Source organism: Actinoallomurus oryzae (assembly GCF_039541955.1).
Taxonomy (GTDB): domain Bacteria; phylum Actinomycetota; class Actinomycetes; order Streptosporangiales; family Streptosporangiaceae; genus Actinoallomurus; species Actinoallomurus oryzae.
In genome coordinates this window covers 131071-146071 of record NZ_BAABHF010000046.1, presented here as the reverse complement: position 1 = coordinate 146071, position 15001 = coordinate 131071, and the positions used below count along the sequence as shown (strand labels likewise).

13 protein-coding genes are annotated in these 15001 nt (G+C 71.6%); 1 reads left to right on the top strand and 12 read right to left on the bottom strand.

Annotated elements, in window-relative coordinates; genetic code table 11:
- Window positions 1–66 precede the first annotated feature (66 nt).
- The 6 genes from folE to dacB all read right to left on the bottom strand — a co-directional run bounded on the left by folE (window position 67) and on the right by dacB (window position 7191).
- Window positions 67–663 (bottom strand): GTP cyclohydrolase I FolE, encoded by a 597-nt coding sequence (gene folE / locus ABEA10_RS36970; protein ID WP_329245625.1) that lies wholly within the window; start codon window positions 661–663, stop codon window positions 67–69.
- Complete coding sequence (gene ftsH / locus ABEA10_RS36965) at window positions 660–2669, bottom strand: ATP-dependent zinc metalloprotease FtsH (RefSeq protein ID WP_345472039.1); 2010 nt, start codon at window positions 2667–2669, stop codon at window positions 660–662. Before ftsH ends, folE begins: the two co-directional genes overlap by 4 nt.
- Window positions 2670–2860: 191 nt before the next feature.
- On the bottom strand, window positions 2861–3433 hold the full coding sequence (gene hpt / locus ABEA10_RS36960; protein ID WP_345472823.1) for a hypoxanthine phosphoribosyltransferase: 573 nt from the start codon (window positions 3431–3433) through the stop codon (window positions 2861–2863).
- A 35-nt stretch (window positions 3434–3468) separates the two neighbouring features.
- Entirely contained in the window at window positions 3469–4470 is a 1002-nt protein-coding gene (gene tilS / locus ABEA10_RS36955) for a tRNA lysidine(34) synthetase TilS (RefSeq protein WP_345472037.1), read from the bottom strand.
- Window positions 4471–4571: 101 nt separating this feature from the next.
- Window positions 4572–5684, bottom strand: a complete 1113-nt coding sequence (locus ABEA10_RS36950; protein WP_345472035.1) for a zinc-dependent metalloprotease — start codon at window positions 5682–5684, stop codon at window positions 4572–4574.
- A 118-nt stretch (window positions 5685–5802) separates the two neighbouring features.
- Window positions 5803–7191: a D-alanyl-D-alanine carboxypeptidase/D-alanyl-D-alanine endopeptidase gene (gene dacB / locus ABEA10_RS36945; protein ID WP_345472033.1), complete on the bottom strand. Its 1389-nt coding sequence runs from the start codon at window positions 7189–7191 to the stop codon at window positions 5803–5805.
- 105 nt (window positions 7192–7296) lie between these two features.
- Here dacB and ABEA10_RS36940 point away from each other — a divergent pair, with 105 nt between their 5' ends.
- The gene (locus ABEA10_RS36940; RefSeq protein WP_345472031.1) at window positions 7297–7785 is read left to right on the top strand and encodes an inorganic diphosphatase; all 489 of its coding nucleotides are present in this window, start codon (window positions 7297–7299) and stop codon (window positions 7783–7785) included.
- A 4-nt stretch (window positions 7786–7789) separates the two neighbouring features.
- Here ABEA10_RS36940 and ABEA10_RS36935 read toward each other — a convergent pair whose 3' ends face one another.
- The 6 genes from ABEA10_RS36935 to ABEA10_RS36910 form a co-directional block, all read right to left on the bottom strand.
- Entirely contained in the window at window positions 7790–9004 is a 1215-nt protein-coding gene (locus tag ABEA10_RS36935; RefSeq protein ID WP_345472029.1) for a C40 family peptidase, read from the bottom strand.
- A 103-nt stretch (window positions 9005–9107) separates the two neighbouring features.
- Window positions 9108–9761, bottom strand: coding sequence for a hypothetical protein (locus ABEA10_RS36930; protein WP_345472027.1), 654 nt, complete (start codon window positions 9759–9761; stop codon window positions 9108–9110).
- 14 nt (window positions 9762–9775) lie between these two features.
- Window positions 9776–11464 carry an RNA polymerase sigma factor gene (locus tag ABEA10_RS36925; protein ID WP_345472025.1) on the bottom strand — a complete coding sequence of 563 codons (1689 nt, stop codon included), beginning with the start codon at window positions 11462–11464 and terminating at the stop codon, window positions 9776–9778.
- Between the two features lie 281 nt (window positions 11465–11745).
- Complete coding sequence (locus tag ABEA10_RS36920; protein ID WP_345472023.1) at window positions 11746–12801, bottom strand: saccharopine dehydrogenase family protein; 1056 nt, start codon at window positions 12799–12801, stop codon at window positions 11746–11748.
- Between the two features lie 111 nt (window positions 12802–12912).
- Window positions 12913–13740 carry a nuclease-related domain-containing protein gene (locus ABEA10_RS36915; RefSeq protein WP_345472021.1) on the bottom strand — a complete coding sequence of 276 codons (828 nt, stop codon included), beginning with the start codon at window positions 13738–13740 and terminating at the stop codon, window positions 12913–12915.
- A 127-nt stretch (window positions 13741–13867) separates the two neighbouring features.
- A complete protein-coding gene (locus ABEA10_RS36910) occupies window positions 13868–14923 on the bottom strand; it encodes a quinone-dependent dihydroorotate dehydrogenase (RefSeq protein WP_345472019.1) in 1056 nt (351 codons plus the stop codon).
- Window positions 14924–15001 lie beyond the last annotated feature (78 nt).

The following is a 15001-nucleotide window of genomic DNA, read 5'->3' as shown; positions in this document are numbered from 1 at the left end:
GTAACACCGCGGACTCTTCGTACGACGCCGAGTCGGCGACGTTGGTTCGGCCGCGGTGCGGCTATCTCAACGGCCGAGGATGAGGCTCATCGCCTCCGCGCGGGTGCTCGGCTCGTCGCGGAAGTCGCCGCGTACGGCCGAGGTCACCGTCTTGGCGCCGGGTTTGCGTACGCCGCGCATGGTCATGCACAGGTGCTCGGCCTCCACGACGACGATCACCCCCCGGGGCTGGAGGACGTCCACGAGGGCATCGGCGATCTGGGAGGTCATCCGCTCCTGCACCTGCGGGCGGCGGGCGTAGACGTCGACGAGCCGGGCCAGCTTCGACAGACCGGTGATCTGGCCCTTGTCGTTGGGCGTGTAGCCGACGTGCGCCACGCCGTGGAACGGCACCAGGTGGTGCTCGCACATGCTGTAGACCTCGATGTCCTTGACGATCACCATCTCGTCGTGATCGGCGTCGAACACCGTGTTGAGGACGTCCTCGGGCCGCTGGCGCATGCCGGCGAACTGCTCGGCATAGGCACGGGCGACCCGCGCGGGCGTGTCAACGAGACCATCGCGGTCGGGGTCCTCCCCGACCGCGATGAGGATCTCGCGAACCGCCTTCTCGATCCGTGCCTGGTCGACCGGCGGTCCGTGCGGCTCTGGAGCTGGGGTCACGCCGGGCCTTCGCGGTCGTCCTGTTCTTCGGGCTCGACCGAGCGCGACGTGCCGCTGCCGTTGCCCTGGGTCAGGTCCTTGACGTCCTTGGGACCCATGAGCGCGAGCTCCTTGGGCGTCAGCACCGGCGGACGGTCCGACGGCAGCCGCTTACCGTAACCGCTGTAGGACGGGGCGGCCGGCCGCTTCTGGATCGGCGCGAAGATCTCCAGCACCTGGTTCTTGGACAGGGTCTCCTTGTCCATGAGCTTGAGCACCAGGTCGTCGAGGACGTCGCGGTATTCGACCAGGATCTCCCACGCGATGTCGTGCGCGGACTCGATCAGGCGCCGGACCTCGTCGTCGATCGCCGAGGCGATCTCCTCGGAGTAGTCGCGTTGGTGCGACATCTCCCGGCCCAGGAACGGCTCACCGTTGCCCTCGCCGAACTTGCGGGCGCCGAGACGCTCGCTCATGCCGTACTCGGTGATCATCTTGCGGGCGATCGAGGTCGCCTTCTCGATGTCGTTGGCGGCGCCGGTCGTCGGCTCGTGGAAGACGAGCTCCTCGGCGGTGCGGCCACCGAGCAGCATGGCGAGCTGGTCGAGCATCTCCGAGCGGCTCGCCAGGAACTTGTCCTCCATCGGAAGGGTCATCGTGTAGCCCAGCGCCTGGCCACGGGACAAGATCGTGATCTTGTGCACCGGGTCGGCGTTCGGCAGGGCGTGCGCCACCAGGGCGTGGCCGCCCTCGTGGTAGGCGATGGTCTTCTTCTCCTGGTCGGACATGACCCGGCTCTTGCGCTCCGGACCCGCCATGACCCGGTCGATCGACTCCTCGAGGGTGTCCATGTCGATCTGCTTGCGGTCCATGCGGGCGGTCAGCAGGGCCGCCTCGTTGATGACGTTGGCCAGGTCGGCGCCGGTGAAGCCCGGCGTGCGCCGCGCGATCGTGTCGAGCTCGACGTCGGGCGCGAACGGCTTGCCGCGGCCGTGGACCCGCAGGATGCCCTTGCGGCCCTCGAGGTCGGGCCGGTCGATGACGATCTGCCGGTCGAAGCGGCCGGGGCGCAGCAGGGCCGGGTCGAGGATGTCGGGCCGGTTGGTCGCCGCGATCAGGATCACGCCGCCCTTGACGTCGAAGCCGTCCATCTCGACCAGCAGCTGGTTGAGCGTCTGCTCGCGCTCGTCGTGACCGCCGCCCAGGCCGGCGCCGCGGTGGCGGCCGACCGCGTCGATCTCGTCCACGAAGATGATCGAGGGAGCGTTGGCCTTGGCCTGCTCGAACAGGTCACGGACCCGGGAGGCACCGACACCGACGAACATCTCGACGAAGTCCGAACCGGAGATCGAGTAGAACGGCACGCCCGCCTCGCCGGCGACGGCGCGTGCGAGCAGCGTCTTGCCGGTACCCGGGGAGCCGTACAGAAGGACGCCCTTGGGAATCTTGGCGCCGATGGCCTGGAACTTGGCCGGGTTCTGCAGGAACTCCTTGATCTCCTGCAGCTCCTCGATGGCCTCGTCGGCCCCGGCCACGTCGGCGAACGTGGTCTTCGGCGTGTCCTTGGTCACCAGCTTGGCGCGCGACTTGCCGAAGTTCATCACCCGCGAGCCGCCGCCCTGCATCTGGTTCATGATGAACAGGAAGATCAACACGACGACGACGATCGGCAGGAAGCTGAACAGCAGGCTCAAGAAGACGTTCTGCTTGGGCACCGAGACCGTGTAGCTCTTGACCTGCCCGGCGTCGGACTTCTGCTGCAGCAGGTTGGCAAGCTGCGCCCCCTGGCCGTCGACCCACGACGCCTGGAGCTGCTTGCCGTTCTTGAGCTTGACCTCGATCCGCTGATCCTTGTCAATGATCTGGGCGGAGGTCACCTCGTTGTGCTGGATGGCCTGCACGACCCTCGAGGTGTCGGCCTTCTCGTACGAGCCTCCGGGATTGATCCCGTACATGACGAGGAGTACGAGCGCCCCGAAGGCCAAGATCCAGAGCAACGGCCCGCGAAAGTAGCGCTTCAGATCCATTTATGCGGAACCCCGTGGTGGGGCCCGTCCCTCCTGACCAGCGTCATCAGACCTCGTCGCGCGAACGCCCGCCGAGGCGGCCTTCCTGAGTACGGCCCGCAAGGAGCCCGAGATAACGAAGGTACACCGGTGTCGCGGAAGACCGCAGCACGACGTCCGGCGCCCCACTTCGCAACTAGGAACGTACGGGGCTAAGCCTCTTGTTCCCCACTTCCACCGTAGACGTGCGGAGCAAGTGTGCCCACGAAGGGCAGATTGCGGTAGCGCTCGGAGTAATCGAGGCCGTAACCGATCACGAACTCGTTCGGGATGTCGAAACCGATGTACTTCACGCCGACCTCGATCTTGGCGGCGTCCGGTTTGCGGAGCAGGGTGCAGACCTCCAGGGAGGCCGGCCCGCGCGATTCGAGGTTGCTGCGAAGCCAGGAAAGTGTGAGGCCCGAGTCGACGATGTCCTCGACGATCAGCACGTCACGGCCCATGATGTCGGCGTCCAGGTCCTTCAGGATGCGCACGACGCCGGAGGACTTGGTCCCCGAGCCGTACGACGAGACCGCCATCCAGTCCATCGAGATCGGCGTGTGCAGCGCACGGGCGAGGTCGGCCATGACCATGACCGCGCCCTTGAGGACTCCGACGAGCAGAAGGTCGCGGCCCTCGTAGTCGCGGTCGATCTCGGCGGCGAGCTCCCGGATCTTCGCCTGCAGCTCCTCCTCCGGGATCAGCACCTTCTCGAGGTCAGCCCGCATGTCCGCTTCGTCCACCACAAGCCCTTCCAGGTCGGAGGAGATCACCAGGATCAGTCTTTACGTGGGATTTCGGATGGCCCGAAGAGCAGCTTTTCACACCTACGTCGCACCCGTACGCGGCCGGGCAGGTCGACGTACGACTGGCCGTGCCACGCGGTGACCAGGGCGTCGACCGCATCGACGTGCACAGCGGCGAGCGTACCCGGGGGGCTGCCCGCCTCGATCGCGGTGCGGTGCAGGACACGCGTGCGGACCGCGCGGGGCAGGCCGGCCAGGGCCCGCACGCCGAGCGCCCGGACCGCGCCGGGCTCGTCCTCCGCCGCGCCGGCCAGCGCCTCGGCGGCCCAGGCGTCGAGGGCGTCGGCGTCGTCGCGGAGCATGCGTGCCGTACGGGCCAGGGCGGCGGTGATGCCCGGACCCAGGCCCTTCTCCAGGGCGGGCAGGACGTCGGCACGGACCCTGGCCCGCGCGAACGCGTGATCGTGGTTGTGCGGGTCGTCCCAGGGCGTCAGACCCATGGCGAGACAGGCGCGGCGTGTGAGGTCCCGGCCGAGCTCCAGCAGCGGACGACGGTAGATCCCCGAGACGGCGGGCATGCCGGCCAGCGACCGGGCGCCGGACCCGCGTGCCAGCCCGAGAAGCACGGTCTCGGCCTGGTCGTCGAGCGTGTGCCCGAGCAGCACGGCGGCGGCCCGGTGACCGGCCGCGGCGGCGTCGAGCGCGGCGTAGCGGGCGGTGCGAGCGGCGGCCTCCACCCCGCCCTCGGACCCGACCGTGACCGTACGGACCTCGGCGGGCTCCAGCCCCAGCTCGCTCAGGGTCGCCGCGACGCCGGCGGCACGCTCGTCCGACCCCTCCTGCAGGCCGTGATCGACGGTCACCCCGCCCGCCTGGTGACCGGATCTGGCCGCCTCGAACGCCAGCGCCCCGGCGAGCGCGAGAGAGTCGGCCCCGCCGCTACAGGCGACGAGCACGAGATCGCCCGCCTCGACCGTGGCGAGGGCATGGCGGACCGCCAGGCGCACCGCCGCGACCGCCGGATCAGGTCCCACGCCTCTCATTGTCGTACGCGCGGCGCCTCACGCGAGCCGCCTCGCGCGCGAGCGAGGTGTCGAGACGGGCCCGGCCCTCTCCCGCACGCCGCGCGGCGTGCTCAGGCCTCGTTGGAGGGGAGTTCGGGCTTGCCGATGACGCGGCCGATCCACAGGGACGGGGTCTTGATCTCGGCGTGGGTCGGCAGGGTGTTGGGCGAGGTCCAGACGCGGTTGAAGCCGTCCATGCCGACCCGGTCGATGACCTCCTTGACGAAGCGAGAGCCCTCGGCGTACTGCTTCATCTTCATCTCCAGCCCCAGGAGGCGCCGGATCGTCCGGTCGAGCTGGGACGCGCCCTCACGGCGTTGCTGGAACTTGGCGCGGATGTCGGCCACGGTCGGCACGACCTCCGGGCCCACCGCGTCCATCACGTAGTCGCCGTGGCCCTCGGCCAGGGTCATCACGGCGGTCAGCCGGTCGAGGATCTCCCGTTGCTCGGGAGTCTGGATGGCGTCGATGAGGTTGCCCTCGCCGCCGCGCACGGCGTCGGCGACCGCCTCGCCCACCCCGCGCAGGCGTTCGAGCAGCGCGCCCGGGTCGAGGTCGGAGGCCAGCAGGAACGCGGTCATCTGGTCCTGGACGTACGCCCGCAGCCACGACACCGAGGCGAACTGGGCGCGGTGGGTCTCCTCGTGCAGGCACACCCAGAGCCGGAAGTCGTGCGGGTCGACGTTCAGCTCCTGCTCGGCGTGGACGATGTTGGGCGCGACGAGCGTCAGCCGCCCCGTCGGCGCGCGGCCGGCCGGGTCCGGCGGCAGGAAGAGCTCGTACTGGCCGAGCACACGGCTGGCCATGTACGCCAGGATGGCGCCGACCTGCATGCCGGTGACCCGCGAGCCCACGGCCTGGACGACCACGCCGCCGACGCCGCCGCCGAGCACGCTGCCGCCGCGCCGGGCCTGGAGCTGCTCCATCAAGGGTTCGAGGACGACGCGGAAGCCGTCGATGTTGGCGCGGATCCAGCCGGGCCGGTCGACGACCTTCGCCGGTGACCCGTCGATCCCGCCGTCCATGCCGGTGAACTCGCGCACGTGGCCCTGCGCCACCGCGGAAAGCTCACGCAGCTCGGTGACGACCTGCCGGGCCTCCCGTGGGCTCACCTGCGGCCCGGGTCGCACAAGCCGGGTCCCCGTCTGAACGGCGACGTTCCAGTCGATCATGGATGCTGGCATTACAACCCTCTCCGGCCGGGCTCTCCACCTACGGTACGTCCCCGTTCGCCCGGGGAGCATGCCTTCACACGCTCCAACGCCCGGAGATACCCGATGAACTCCCGTCGAGCGTCGCTGATCAGCGGCATCCGCAGCCGGCCAGCGTGCCGGCGAGCGTGTCGAGAGCCGATATCGCCGCCGCCGGGGACTGCACCCGGTTGGCCATGAACGCGAACGCCAGCAGCCGCCCGTCCGCGTCCTCGACGACTCCGGCGAGGGTGTTGACGCCGTCGAGGGTGCCCGTCTTGGCCCGTACGACGCCCCTTCCGGCGGAGGCCGTCCCCATGTCGAACCGGTCGTCGAGCGTGCCGGAGAACCCGGCGACGGGCATTCCGGACAGGACTGTATGGAGTTCGGGATGGTCGGGGGAAGCGGCCAGGGCGAGCACCTTGGCCAGCGCGGACGGCGTGATCCGGTTGTTGTGCGACAGCCCGCTGCCGTCGAAGATCTCCACGCCCCCGCTGACACCGAGCCTGGCGAGCACCTCGCGCGTCGCCGCGGCACCGCCCGCGAACGTCGGCTGCTTGTGGAGGTTCATCGCCACCAGCCGGGCCATCGCCTCGGCGATGTCGTCGTCGCTGTGGGTGAGCAGCTGCTCGACCAGCACCGAGACCGGCGGTGACTGCACGGCGCCGAGCCGGCGGGCTCCCTTGGGCGCCGTCGTGCGCGACCCGACATGAGCCGTCACGCCACGGCTCGTGAGCATCTGCGCGAACCTCTGCGCGGCGGCCGACGGCGGGTCCTGGACGCGGGGGGTGTACTGGGGTCCCGGCGTGATGCGGCCCGCGTCGAGCTCGAGCGCGGTCACCGGGGCCACGTCGCCCTCCGGGGAGAAGTAGAGCTGCTTCCAGCCCGGGGCCATCGTGCTGCCCTGGTACGCCGAGGTGTCATAGTCGACCGTCACATGCGTCGTGCCCGCGGCCTTCAGCGCCTTGGCGGTCTGTTTCGCCAGGTCGGCGAGTGACGCGTACTTGGGGTAGGCGTTCTTCCGGCTGACGGCCGTCAGCGTGGGATCGCCGCCGCCGACGAGGATGACGCCCCGGCTGCTCTGGACGACGCTGGTGGTGAGCCGGAGGTCCGGGCCGGCCGAGGCGAGCACGGCCACCGCGGTGACCAGCTTGGTCGTCGAGGCGGGCACCGCGGGCTGTTCGGCGTTGCTGCTGTAGAGGGAACGGCCGGTCACGGCGTCGATGACGACGCCCGTCAGGTTCTGGCCGAGCCCGGCGCCCTGCATCGGGCCGGCCAGGCGCGCCGTCAGCGCGTTCGGCGAGGGCAGCGGGGCGGTCGCCGCGGCGGGAGCCAGGGCGGGTGCGCCGGCGGGCATGATCTCGCGGTCGGCGACGGTTGGCGGCCGGAGCGCGAGGGAACGATCCGGTGTGAGCTTCACCACTGCGAGAGCGGCGGTGACGAGGAAGACGTTCAGCAGCGCCAGTGTGATCATGGCCACGGCGCGCTCGGGCCTCCGCACCTAAATGCCCCTCTCCAACAGTGGCACTAGTGACGTGCGACATCCTTAGACAGGCCAACATCCAACCAGAACCGCCTCGGCCCGCCCCGGGGAGCGGAGGACATTGTGCAATTCGACGTCACTATCGAGATCCCTAAGGGTCAACGCAACAAGTACGAGATGGACCACGAAACCGGGCGAATCCGCCTAGACCGGATGCTCTTCACCTCCACGCAGTACCCGGCGGACTACGGGTTCATCGACAACACGCTCGGCGAGGACGGCGACCCGCTCGACGCCCTTGTTCTCCTGCAGGAACCCACGTTTCCGGGGTGCCTGATCCGGTGCCGTACGGTCGGGATGTTCCGCATGACGGACGAGGCGGGCGGCGACGACAAGGTCCTGTGCGTGCCGGCCACCGATCCGCGCATGGAGCACCTTCGTGATATTCATCACGTTCCGGAATTCGAACGGCTGGAGATCCAGCACTTCTTCGAGGTCTACAAGGACCTGGAGCCCGGCAAGTCGGTCGAGGGCGCCAGCTGGGCCGGCCGCACGGACGCCGAGGCCGAGATCGAGCGTTCCTTCAAGCGCGCCGCCCAGTTGAGTCACTGATCCTCTACCGCGGGCCTGCCGGACGGGTGGCGCCCGCGTAGTCGGGGCGGAACGCGTTCGAGATCCTCACGCGTGCCCCGGTGAAGGGCGCCTCGACCATCTGGCCTCCCCCGATGTAGATGCCGACGTGGTGGATCGTCTTGGGGTCGGCCGGGTTGTGGGCGAAGAAAACCAGGTCGCCGGGGCGCAACTGGTCACGCGTCGGATGCGGGCCCGCGTTGTACTGGGCCGTCGCGTAGTGCGTGAGCGGCACCCCGGCGCGGGCCCAGGCGTAGGTCACCAGTCCCGAGCAGTCGAAGCCGACGGTGTGCGCGCCCTGGGCGATCCCCAGCGTGGGCCCGGACGCGTTTCCGCCGCCCCAGGAATAGGGCGTGCCGAGCCATCGCAGCGCCGCGCGGGCCGCCACGGCGCCGAGTGACGATCCGCGTACGGACCGGGCGGCCTCACGGGCGTTCCGCGGCACGGCCTGGGCCGCGCTCTTGCCGACGGCGTGGGCTCGCTGGAGGTCGGCGGCACGGGTCCGCGCCCGCTTGAGCGCGGCGACCAGGCCGTCCTTCTGCCGCTGGATGCGCCGCACGCTCGACCGCTGCCGTGCCACGGCGGCCGTCGCCGCCTGGCGCGCGGCGGCCGTGGCCCGGGTGGCTCCGCGCTGGGCGTCGAGCGCCCGGCGCGACTGCTTCTCGAACAGGTCGGCGATGGTGTGCGTGGCCTCCTCCCGCTGGACGGCGAAGTGCTGCCGGTTGGCGAGGAACTGCATGAAGGCGGCGCGTTCGAGGAAGCCCTGCGGCCCGCCGCGCCCGCCGAGCACGGCGGCGGCCGAGGGGATGCTGTCGTCGGTGCGGTAGGCCTTCGAGGCGAACACCGCCAGGTCGCGGTGCGCCTGGGCGAGCCGCTCGCGGGCCCGGGCGGTACGGGCCAGCGCGGCCTGGTAGTCGCGGTCGGCCTGTTCGAGCCGGGCGCGCGCGCCGTTGAACCGCTCGACGGCGAGCTCGGCCTCGTCGTTCATGTCGTCGAGTGCGGCGTTGGCCGTGGCCAGCTCGGCGTTGATGCGTCCGACGTCGGCGGCCCGGTCGTGCACCTGCTTCCGGCTGCGGGCGAGGTCACGCGCGCTCGGCGACGGGTCGGCGGACGAAGGGTCGGCGAGCAGCGCCGAGACGGTGAGCGTGGTCAGGGACAGGGCGCCGAGCCGTCGCAGCCGCCGTCGCGTGAAGCCTGCCAAGGTGGATCCCCCCGATGTTCGCCCGCGCCACGGAGCGGGTGTCGCACACGAAGGGTTACCACTGGTGACGCAATGGAAACACCAGCACCACTGATATCTCTGGTCACTCGCCTCCCAGCAGCCGGTTGATCCAGGGACGGGTGACCGATTTCGGCGGGAACGGGCCACGCGGATAGGTGACGACCGGGACTTCTCCGCCGTAGCGGGCCTGGAGCTCGGCCGCCCGGCACCAGTCGGCGGGCGTACGGGTGGCGGCCCACGCCACCGCGAGCGCCTGGCGCACCTCGGGAACGCGCTGCCAGAGCTGCGTCAGCGTCATGGTGGTGTGCGCGGCGGCGTATCCGTCGTCGGGGTAGGCGCGGCTGGCGAAGAACGGCGCGGTCACCCGGCTGCCGTGCGCGGAGGACAGCGCCCAGGTGAAGTTGGCGATCACCAGGTCGCGTACGGGCGGGGCGAGGCGCTCGGCGGCGCCGTACATGCGCCGCTGGCGGTGACCGGTGAGCCGGGTGGTGGTGAGGAGCCAGCCGACCTCGTCGCCGGCGTCTCCGGGCGCGCCGCCGTCCGCGAGCCAGGACAGCACGGTGAGCCCCCGCGCGGCCTGCAGGCGGCACAGCTCGATCACCTCCTGGCACATCCGGTCGCCGGGTTCGTTCCACTGCGGCCAGGGCACCCGCTGGATGCGTCCGACCAGGTCGGCCAGCTCGGGCTCGACGAACCTCGGCGTCACCAGCGCGCCGCGCGGGGTGTCGGCACGCACCGTGTAGGCCTCCATCAGCCGGCCGAGCCGGAGGACGGATCTGCGGGCGGATCGGAGTGGGGAGGGTCGGCCGGCGCCGTCGCGGCGGGCGGTGACTCGGGCGGCGGGGCCGTCGTCGGCTCGGGCCGGCTCGGCGGAGGCTGCGGGCTCTCGGGCCGGCTCGGTGAGGACGGCGCGGGTTCGCCCGGCGGGGACTGGCCGGGCGGGTGCTCGCTCGGCGCGGGCTCGCTCGGCTCAGGCGGGCTGGACGGAGGGTCCGTCGGGACGGGGACCGGTGTGGGCGTCGACGGCGGCGGGTACGGCTGACGGCCGCCCCACACGATTTGGACCTGGTGGCCGCCCGGCCAGAACGTGACGACCGTCGAGCCGGAGCCGGCGGCCGGGGCGCGTACGGTGACGAGCTGCGCGACGCCGCACCGGAGGGTGCCCGCCGCGGGGCTGAGGCGCGCCGGCCAGCCCCCGGACACCTGCCAGTCGAGACTGCCGGTCGCACAGCTCAGCACGATCACGCCCGCGCCGCCCGCCGGGAGCGTCAGCCGGCCGGGCCGTACGTCGAGGTCTTCGGGGGCCGGGGCCCACAGGTAGTCCTTCGGCGGCGCGGCGCCCAGCGCGGCGGGACCGGCCGGGTCGGGCAGGGCCAGGGGTAGCGCCGCCGACACCGGGCGGGCACCGCCGGGCCGGCTCGGCGGAGCGGGGCTCGGCCGCGGCGACCGCGCGCCGGGCGGTCCGGCGATGACGCCGTTCGAACCATGGAGGGTGTCGTCGCCGAGGTAGCCGCACACGGTGACCGTCGTGACGGCGGCGATCAGCGCCCCGACCGCGGCGGTGAGCGCCCGCGGCCAGCCGCGCGAGGCGTCCTCCGAGGCGCGCCGCAGGGCGGCGCCCGGGCCCGTGCCGTGCTGCTGGGGGAAGCCCTGCGCCCCGAAGCGCGACACGCGCGCCGCCGCGAACAGCCGGTAACCGGCCAGCTCGGGGTCGGTGAAGCAGTTCATGAGCCGGCCGCGCAGCGTGGGCGGCAACGGCACGTGGGGCAGCAGGGCGTAGACCTTGCGCGGCGCGATGTTCTCCGGCAGGTGCCGGGCGCACCGCGGGCATTCGAGCGAGTGGCGGACGAGCGCCTCGCGCAGATCGTCGTCGATCTCGTCCTTGCGGGGGCGCAGGAGCGCCGAGCGCCGCGAGCAGCTCTCCAGGCCGTCGTGGGCGAGGATCTCCGCGATGAGCGCGGCCTCCAGCAGCACGGCGGCCTGGCCCAGCAGCTCGCCGACCTCCTTGGTGCGCCGCCCGACGACGAGCGCGATGTCGGAGTCGGTCAGGCCGTGCCGGTGCCGCAGGTCGAGGAGCTCGCGGCTCAGCGACGGCAGCCCGGTGACGGCGCGCCACGCCATCAGCCGCAGGTCGACGTCGTCCTGGTCGTGCCGGGCCACCGGCAGGTCGGGCTGGACCGGGCCGGCCGGCCGCCGCCGCCGGCACTCGATCCGCGCGAGCGCGTAGAGCCACGGGCCGAACCGCGCGGGACTGCGCAGCCGTCCGATGTGCGCCTCGGCGCACATGAGGGTGTCGCGGAACGCCACCTGCGCGGCGTCGCCGTTGCGCAGCTGGAACCAGCAGTAGCCGTAGAGGCCTTCGGCGTAGTCGTCGTAGACCGCACCCATGGCGATGGGGTCACGTGATCGCAGTGCCTCGACCAATAGCCGGTCTTCCATGGCGCTGAAGTTAAAACCTTTTACGCCCCATCTTCAACACTTTCCCGAAGAGCCATAGAAGTTTATTCGGATCGCCACCCGAAACTGCCTGCAAATTGCGTTTCTTTATATGGGTAAGCCGTCGTTTATCGGCCTATGACGGTTTTGCCCCGCATGGGCGCGGTCCGTACGGACAAGGGGGAAAGGCGCCACCGACCAGGACGGACGCCTCTCAGACGCCGCACGGCGGCGGGCCGATCACCTCGGCGGCGAGCCTCGCGACAGGCCCGGGAGGGCGACGGTCAGCCGGTGACCCGCGCGATTCCCGCCATCGCACAGCCCGCTTCGAGTTCGGCAAGACCGAAAGCGGTTACCGGCCCCATAGCTCCCGTTTCCACCATTCCCCTTGAGGCCTGACAAGCGGCCCAAGAAAGGGCACCGGCCGTGAACTCGTAGGGATCACCGCCGGAAAGGTGCACATCCGTGAGCAACGATCCCTCGCTGTCATAGGCGACCGCGACGATGCGCGACGTCAGCGTGCTCTTCCCGCTCCGGCGCCGCGCCAGGCGCGCCAGCGTGGCGAGGGCGGCCCGCGCGCCGAACGCGCCGACCCGCCCTCGCGCGGCCAGCCTCGTGGCGCGGCCGAACCAGCCCAGATAGACGTTGACCTCGTACAACGCCGGGTAGGACGCGGGCAGCGCGAAGTGCTCGGAGGCGCCGATCGACAGGCCGACCCGCGACCGGCCCCCCACCTGGAACTCACGCACCCGCGGGCGGCGTTCCTCGTGGATCCGCCCGCGGAAGGTGTACATCCGGGCGGTGGCCACGCCGGCGACCGACTGCAGGCTCGACGCTGTCAGGCCACGCCACAGGTCGCCGCCGCCGACGAAGTACCCGATGTCGACGCGGAACCCGTCGTCGCCGACGCGGTCGAGGGCCAGGCCCGCGGCGAGGTTGCCCGGGACGTAGTCGTAGCCGAACGCGGTGATCAGCGCCGACCGCGTCGCGCGTGGCCCGTAAGACTCGAAGACCTCACGGATGAAGGGCGGCTCACCGGTGGAGTCGAGGTAGTGCGCGCCCGCGTCGACCGCGGCCTCCACGGCGGCGTGCCCGTACCGCAGGAACGGTCCGACCGTCGTGACCAGGACGTCGTCGCGTTCGACCAGGGCCCGTACGGACCGCGGCTCCTCGGCGTCGGCGTAGGCGATCTCCAGGCCGCCGAGCTCGTCCGCGAGCGCGGCCAGGGCCGTGCGGTTCCGCCCGGCGAGGACCGGGCGCGCACCCTGGGCGACGAGCGCTCTCGCGGTCAGGGCGCCGGTGTAGCCGGTGGCACCGAAGACGACGATGCGGCCCGCCATGCCCCTTCTCCCCAGCTACGCGAGTCGTTCCTGTTGTGCCGAGAGACCGCCGGGAACCCCATGCGCCACTCGCGACGGGCGTGGGTCCCCGGCAGTATCTGAGCGTACTCATCAGTCACGAAGCGTGCTGGTTTTTCCCCACACATCGATCATCGGGGGAAGTATCCGTTCCGCCGCCGCGGCGATCGCCGTCACCTGGGCCGTGGTGTACACGGCCGGCCGGCGTTCGACGAAGCGGCGGGTCCGCCCGGCCCGCTGCACCGTCACGCCGTCGAACACGAAACCCGTGTGCGGCGGCCGCGCGCCGTGCACGGCGACGACCGCGTGCACGTCGACCCGGTGCCCGAGGTCCTCCGACAGGCGCTCGGCGACCGTACGCGCCGCATCTCTCGCCGTGACGAGCAGCCGCGTCATCGGCCGCGGTCCGACCCACAGCCGCTCGTCCACCGCGCGCAACCGGGTGAGGACCGGCCAGCGCCGCGAGACGATCGCGTACACGCCGGTCAGGCCGATGACGAGGTGGTCGAGGTTCGCGTGGGCCTTCGTGAGTCCTCCTGCGTCGGAGGGAGTGACCACAGCGGCGTGTTTTTTGATTCCCTCGCTTCGCTCGGTCATGGGCAGAGCCCGGTCGTGCAGGACGTGGAAGTAGGCCGGGTCCAGCCGCGCCAGCCGCCGTCCGGTGCGCCGCTCGGCCGCCGCGCCGCGCCGCCAGCGGGTCACCGGGTCCGGCTTGACCCGCAGGTAGAAGGAGTACAGAAGGAGGGCCGCGAGGGCGGCGGCCAGACCGGTCAGCCAGTCGAAGACGCCGGCCGTCATGGAGCCCGCGACGCCCGCCAGCACGAGGCGCGCGAGGACCCGCTCCTGCCGGTACTCCGCCCGCAGGCGCCGGTATCGGGCGTGCGCCGACGCACCGGCAACCGAAGCACCTCGTCCAGGCACCGCTCCTCCTCAGAGGAAAGAGTGATGTCCCGCCGACCAGGGGTTCAAGACACTTGACGAGTTGTCGACCGAGTCATGGGCGAGGGTCGCCCTCCGGAGCCGCCCGCCCTGCCGCGCGGGCGCCTCGCTACGGACGGGGACTCTGAGACAAGGCCTCGGCGCGGAGCCGCGCGGCGAGGTCACGGTTGATCCGGCGGGGCCAGGACGGTCCGCCGTAGATCAGGCCCGTGTAGGCCTGGACGAGGGTCGCTCCGGCCTGGAGGCGTTCCCAGGCGTCGTCGGCGGTCTCGATTCCGCCGACCGAGATCAGCACGATCCGGTCGCCGGTGCGCTCGCGCAGGCGCCGTAGCACCTCCAGCGAGCGCGCCCGGAGCGGCGCGCCCGACAGCCCGCCCGTCTCGTCGGCGTGCGCGTCGGTCAGGCCCGTACGGGAGATCGTGGTGTTGGTCGCGATGATGCCGTCGAGGCCGAGGTCGAGGGCCAGGTCGGCGACGGCGTCGACGTCGGCGTCCGCGAGGTCGGGCGCGATCTTCACCAGCAGCGGCACGTGCCGGGGGGTGACCCGGCGCGCGGCCTGGCGCACCTGCTCCAGCAGCGGCCGCAGGTGCTCGACGGCCTGGAGGTTCCGCAGGCCGGGGGTGTTGGGCGAGCTGACGTTGACGACGAGGTAGTCGGCGAGCGCGGCCAGCCGCTCGGTGCTCTCGACGTAGTCGGCGACGGCCTCGGCCTCCGGGACGACCTTGGTCTTGCCGATGTTGACCCCGACGACGGCCCGGCGCCGGCCCTTGAGCCGGTCCGCGGCGGCCCGCGCGCCGTCGTTGTTGAAGCCCATCCGGTTGATCAGCGCCCGGTCCTTCGGCAGGCGGAACAGGCGCGGGCGGGGGTTGCCGGGCTGCGCCCGCGCCGTGACCGTACCGATCTCCACGAAGCCGAACCCGAACGCGCCCAGCGCCTCGTACGCCTCGGCGTCCTTGTCGAACCCGGCGGCCAGGCCGAGCGGGCTGGGGAAGTCCAGCCCGAGCGCGCGGACGCGCAGCGCGGGGTCGCGCGGACCGTACCGGCGACGGACCAGCGCGAGCGCGAAGGGCACGGTGGCGAGGAGGCGCAGGCCGCGAAAGCTCAGCCGGTGGACGGCCTCGGCGGGCAGTCGGCGCAGGATGAGGGCGAAGATCAGTCGGTACATCGGCCCCGATTCTCGCAAGACCCGCTCCGGCGTGCCGCCACCGGCCCGTCTTCTGCCAGGCTGGACGACCATGTCGTG

Excerpts from the sequence above, each read along its gene's own strand:
- ABEA10_RS36910 (WP_345472019.1), bottom strand. The coding sequence starts at position 14,923 with ATGTACCGACTGATCTTCGCCCTCATCCTGCGCCGACTGCCCGCCGAG.
- ftsH (WP_345472039.1), bottom strand. The coding sequence starts at position 2,669 with ATGGATCTGAAGCGCTACTTTCGCGGGCCGTTGCTCTGGATCTTGGCC.
- ABEA10_RS36950 (WP_345472035.1), bottom strand. The coding sequence starts at position 5,684 with ATGCCAGCATCCATGATCGACTGGAACGTCGCCGTTCAGACGGGGACC.
- ABEA10_RS36925 (WP_345472025.1), bottom strand. The coding sequence starts at position 11,464 with ATGGAAGACCGGCTATTGGTCGAGGCACTGCGATCACGTGACCCCATC.
- ABEA10_RS36920 (WP_345472023.1), bottom strand. The coding sequence starts at position 12,801 with ATGGCGGGCCGCATCGTCGTCTTCGGTGCCACCGGCTACACCGGCGCC.